Here is a 5,291-nt window from a genome sequence, read left to right on the forward strand (position 1 = left end):
CTGAAATTCTTAACATTTCATGGCTATATCTATTAAGCTTATCCATCTCTTTTTGCAATTCTAGCAAATCATCCTCAATGCTGGTAGATTTATCCTCATTTTTTACTTCCAAAATAGTGGGAGCAATAGTTACAAGAGCCTGATAGAGATTGTGGAGAGAAGTAGTTAAAGCAGTAGAGTGATTAGTCACTAAATCGAAATAATCTTTCCCTTGCGTGGTATCTTTTAAATGGGGCGTACCATCTTCATTCCATTTTTTTATTTCAAGCTTGTCCGAGTCGTTAGCATAGATAATTTCCTTGCTGAGGTTGCCATTAGAATGCCATTCTCGGGCCGTCCCTATAGGCAAATCATTCTCGTAATGGGCTTCTATTAACAGCATGGCGTCTTCATTCCACATCCTTTCCACACCATCTTTTTTTCCTTTTTTGAAATGCATTTGGCGTTTAATTCTACCGCTTGCATGGTACAAAAGGACCTCCCCATCCATTAAACCGTCTTGATAAGGGAGAATACTTTTAGGAAGGCCATTTAAAAAATAGTATTCTTGGCGGCCATGTAAAACACCTTTCCTATAACGCTTGATAGCATACAGCTCGCCTGTAAGGTAATAAAAGAAACCTTTACCCTTCAAAAGACCTTCCACATACCAATTTTGAGCAAGGACTTGGCCATTTTCAGCATAGTAGGTCGCGGGGCCATACAGTTTGCCTTCATGTAAAAAATTCTGGGTCTTTAAAGCCCCATTAGCATACAGCTGCTGTTCAACTTGACCTTCACATTTTTTCTTAAAATTTAAATGAAGCTCAGGGTCAATGATTTCCAAATAATTATCTAGAAAAGAGTAATGCTCTTGCTCACTCAAATTTGTACGTTCAATTTGTAACTTTTCTTTAAGAGCAAGAGTTTTTCTGGAAGGCGTAACTTCTGGATGATTACTTTCTTTAACTACCTTGGTAAGAAGAGAGCTAATAATATTTATATTATTTCTTGCCACCGAGGAAAGAAAAGAATATAAGCTTATCTCAAAAACAATTTTTTTCAAGAATATTTCTTTCTCTGAATAAAGTTGAGAATCGTATTCTAAATAAACAAGCCGGGGAAAGAAGATCTCTAAAAACCTGTCTTTATAATCACTTAAGATATATTTAAAAGCATCCAATACTTCAAGTTTGGCCAAGTTCTCTTCGATTGCCGGATTTTTGAGATGATCAGGTACCTCTTGCCCAGCCTCTACGCTCTGGTGAATTTTACTATTTTCAAGAGCGATAATACTACAATAGGTTTCGCAATCGAGTAGACTACGTGCAAATATTTCAAGGGTTTCTAATACTTTATAGGTAGTTAAGCCTTGAGGAACCCCACTGTTTTGAATTTCTCCATGCACCAACGAAGAAAAATCGTAATTTTTCTTTAAATAGATGGAGGCCGCCTCTGCAAGAGTCATATTGGGGACCCGTGTAAAGCCAATCCCTCCTTCGGTACAATTCAATAAAGTGATTTCAGGATATTGGCTGGCAAAATGCGAAAACCACAGGGATTCATTGATCCATTTCCAAAGAGTATTAACAGGCTGGCCATAAATGTCCTCTTTTACCAGGAGCTCTTCATGAGAATATTTGGTTAAAAAAGCATCTTTAGGATCTTGGATGGCATGACGTACCAAACCGGGAGCGTAGGAGCTATTATTCGAATAAGCTAAATCCACTCCTACTATAATAATAGGATTACATCCTAATTCTTTAGCAATCGATAAATTGAAATTAATCACATTATGACCTTCTTCTATAGGTACTACTTCAGGAAGGCCTAGCTGACTTTCAAACCATGCAGGTAGGCGATAGCCTCCAGCACCGGCTACTAATAGCCGCTCTCCATGCACCATTTTCAAGGCAGGATTGTACATGCGCTGCCTATAAAAGAAAGGAACCTCAAAGGCCGTATTAGATATTAATCGATTATAATGGGAAGGATTGGGATCTATTCCCAGGCCAAAATGGGGGGTAATTCCCGCTCCATTTAAGACGTTCATGGCTGTCCCCCCTGCCATTATTAATGCTTTGTCTTTTAGCTCTTTGAGAAGATGAATATTCTTAGCTAATGAAGGTCCTGCCCCACAAATAATAGCAGGGATACCTTTGAACTGATCGAGCATTTTTGATTCAATTTTAGAGGAAGGAATCTCCATTAAATTTTGATAGTAGTTATGAATAAAGCCTTTCTCGCCAGCTAAATTCATAAATTCGGCACTTATGCCGATGCGCATATCATGAAAAAAAGCAAGACGCGCTTGAAACTCCATCGTATGGAGCGTATCGCTCTTTTGATAAAATTTAAGTGCCGAAGCTTTAAAAGAAGCCAAAGAAAAAAGAGAAGTTACAAAGCCAAAGGAAAAATAAGATGTTTCCCATGAAAAATGAAAGAGTTTAGCTTGGGTATCATTTAAGAAAGCTGTGGCGCGCTCTGTTTGAAGAAAAAATTTTATTACTTCCAGGTTATTTTCTAGGAAAACTACATAGCGTTTAGGATCCTCTTTTAACCAATTCTTAATCACATCATAGTAATAACCCAGCCCGATCCCATAAATATACACCACTAGAGTATCTTTTAAATTTAAAGATAAAAACCATTGTTGCGCTTCTCTTTGGGGAGAAAGGGGAGAATGTAAATAGGCAGGCAAATCTTCGGAAATCTTTTGTAAATTCCATTCACCCTCTTCGTTAGCGATAAGAGCAATCTCTTGGCACTCTAAAACTTTGATTTTTTCTGCTGCATCTTTATTAAGAACAGACCATCTCTGCAAATTATGTGTAAAACGTTCATCATTTATCATCATTATCTACTTTCATTTATATAGTGTGGTTATTAGGAATGCTACAGAGGAATCCAGCCTTTTTTGCCCCCTACATGATTGAACTTTTCTTTTCTTTTGTCACCCAGCTGCTTGTTTTTTCTTTCCTCTTTTTGCTTTTCTGTCGCCGCTTTAAGTACATTTCTACAGCCTTCAAGTTGGCTCTTAAGATATTGTGTTTTCTCTAGAAAGTTTTGGATGTCGGGCGGAAGATGATCTTTTGATTCTAAAATAGTTTTTCTTAGCTCTTCTTGAGAGATTCCCATGCGTGAGGCTTCAGTATCAGTCATATGAGAAATTTCTTGAATCTGCCTGGACAAGCGCTGAATTGCTTCTTTGATTTCCGGGCGTGAATCCATCTCTTTATGCTGATTAGATAATAGATATTGGTATAAAAAGGTAACCTGACTAAGAATCTGCTCAAGAAAGGAAATTGGTTTCATAATAGCCATCAAAATTAAGTTGTTTAAGTTCCAAACTTAACCTAGCACTATTAAAAATTATTTCAAACTATTTTCACTTAAGCACTCATCCTTAAGAGCTTAGATTTATTCAAACTTGCTTTTTGGAGAATCGTAAGGATTTTCTAAATCTTCCCAATCAAAATCTGGCATTTCTTCTTTTGTCCCTATACTCAAGCCAGGATGAAGGACCCCTGCTGCTAAACGGACGATACAAGCCGTATATAGGAGGGGATGCGACCATACAAAATAATGCACATTTTGTCGCACTTTACTCCAGATCCTCTCACGCGTAGCTGTATCAGAAGTGCTACGTGTTTTGAAAAGATTCTTTGTAGCTCGTGCAACAGCCACTGCTTCTACCTTAATAAAACGAGGAACATAAAATGTACAGGACATGACTACACATTTGATGCGCCCTTTTAATGACCAAAACTGTCGTTCTGATTGATCCTCGGTATAAAGAGGAGGCTTACCAATATTTTTGATTTGTAAAACAGGATTGATAAGAGCTGGATCTTTGCCTATCTCTAATCCCCATGCTTTAATTTTTCCCAACATAGCTGACATCGTCTAAATCCTTGATTTATTTAAAATAGTACCATTTTTATATTTTTTCAAAATTATAAATTTAAAAATTTACTTAGTAACGAAATATATAGAGATAAAAAATAGCCAGCAAGAGAAAAAATTTAGAAGGGTATTCCAATATTATCTTATGATCGCTATAAAGCATAATAAACTCACCAAGGTAAATTTTATGCGTAGCTATTATGCACATCTTGCCAATGCAAGTCCACACTCTACCTTAAAAAATTTTTCCCCTTCCATTTTTCGTTCCTCTGCCATCTTTCCTGTAATCTCTTTACCCGGCATCTCAGCAAGACTACTGTTTATGGGATATTGGATGTTAAAAAGTCATGTGCAGGAAATTGCAGCTCAGATTTCTCTGCGTTCTAGTGAAGGAGAGCTCCTTTATCGAACCTCCTTGCATATTCGAGAAGCTAAAACTTACCGTATTGAGCTTATCGATCAGCTTATAGCCATAGGTATCCCCCTCGATCAGCCTTTCATAGGTAGTCTAGAAGTAGAATTTTTTTCTACTCGTCATTTAGTTTTTCCCTATCCAGCTGTTGCTATTAATTACTATGGCTCTGCTTTTAGTACTGTTGTTCATTCGGCTCAGCGCGTTTACAATAACTTCGAGGATATGCGCAATAATTCTCACTCGCATGTTCCTGAAGCAGGCTTTAATATTTATGCAGATGAAGATCATGAACCTTTTATTAGCATTATTAACGGTCCTGAAGCTCTTCACCAGGCTCCCCTTCTTATGGAGTTTTATAATAGCAAAAATGAAAAGCTTACCCATGAAATTTCTTATCCTACCTTACAAGCTTACCAAACCTGTCTTATCTACCCAAGTAGAGAGGTTGAACTTCAAAAATTTTTAGATGGCCAACCTGGGACTGCTAAAATTACATGTAAAGTCAGTTGGATATTCCCTCGTCTGCTAGTAGGAAATATCCAACGCTCCTTACCGGCTATGACAATTACTCATACCTATTATGATTGCTCTAAGGCTACCTTAGAAAGCGATTACTGGCGTCCAGCCGAGCCTCAGTGGCTTCCTGCTACTCTCATGATCCCTTTGACTTTACAAAGAAATTTATTTACAAAAGCATATTTTTATCCTATCTACCCCCCTAATACCTTAATTATTGATCTTGAAATCTACAATCAGGAAGGAAGACTTTTAGGAAAAAAAGACCAATGCTTAGCTTTGCATTCCCCGCAAAGCGGTTATCAATTCTTATCCTTCAAAGATATTTGCAAGAAATTAGCCCTGGATACTGAACAAAATCTTGCAGCGCGCTTAATCGCACGCACAGAAGATGGAAGTCGTATTCCTGCTCGTATCAAGCTAGGGTTAGATTTAGGAGTAGAAGGCCAGCAGATGCCTTGTAATATCTGTACAA

At 37.6% G+C, this 5,291-nt stretch carries 4 protein-coding genes; 1 reads left to right on the forward strand and 3 read right to left on the reverse strand.

Annotated features, from left to right (window positions below; all coding sequences use genetic code 11):
• The 3 genes from DB41_RS08155 to DB41_RS08165 form a co-directional block, all read right to left on the reverse strand.
• A partial coding sequence (locus tag DB41_RS08155; RefSeq protein ID WP_155117633.1) for a 6-hydroxymethylpterin diphosphokinase MptE-like protein occupies positions 1-2,836 on the reverse strand: 2,836 nt, incomplete at its 3' end.
• Positions 2,837-2,874: 38 nt separating this feature from the next.
• On the reverse strand, positions 2,875-3,294 hold the full coding sequence (locus tag DB41_RS08160; RefSeq protein WP_155117400.1) for a hypothetical protein: 420 nt from the start codon (positions 3,292-3,294) through the stop codon (positions 2,875-2,877).
• A 105-nt stretch (positions 3,295-3,399) separates the two neighbouring features.
• Entirely contained in the window at positions 3,400-3,882 is a 483-nt protein-coding gene (locus DB41_RS08165) for a hypothetical protein (RefSeq protein WP_039386225.1), read from the reverse strand.
• A gap of 190 nt (positions 3,883-4,072) precedes the next feature.
• On the opposite strand from DB41_RS08165, the gene DB41_RS08170 reads away from it, so the two are divergent.
• Positions 4,073-5,291 (forward strand): hypothetical protein (locus DB41_RS08170; protein ID WP_039386226.1); only part of this gene is annotated, 1,219 nt, incomplete at its 3' end.

The organism is Neochlamydia sp. TUME1, from assembly GCF_000813645.1.
Classification (GTDB): domain Bacteria; phylum Chlamydiota; class Chlamydiia; order Chlamydiales; family Parachlamydiaceae; genus Neochlamydia.

What these genes read in the sequence shown, in the direction of transcription:
- DB41_RS08160 (WP_155117400.1), bottom strand. Translation starts at nt 3,294, where the DNA reads ATGAAACCAATTTCCTTTCTTGAGCAGATTCTTAGTCAGGTTACCTTT.
- DB41_RS08165 (WP_039386225.1), bottom strand. Translation starts at nt 3,882, where the DNA reads ATGTCAGCTATGTTGGGAAAAATTAAAGCATGGGGATTAGAGATAGGC.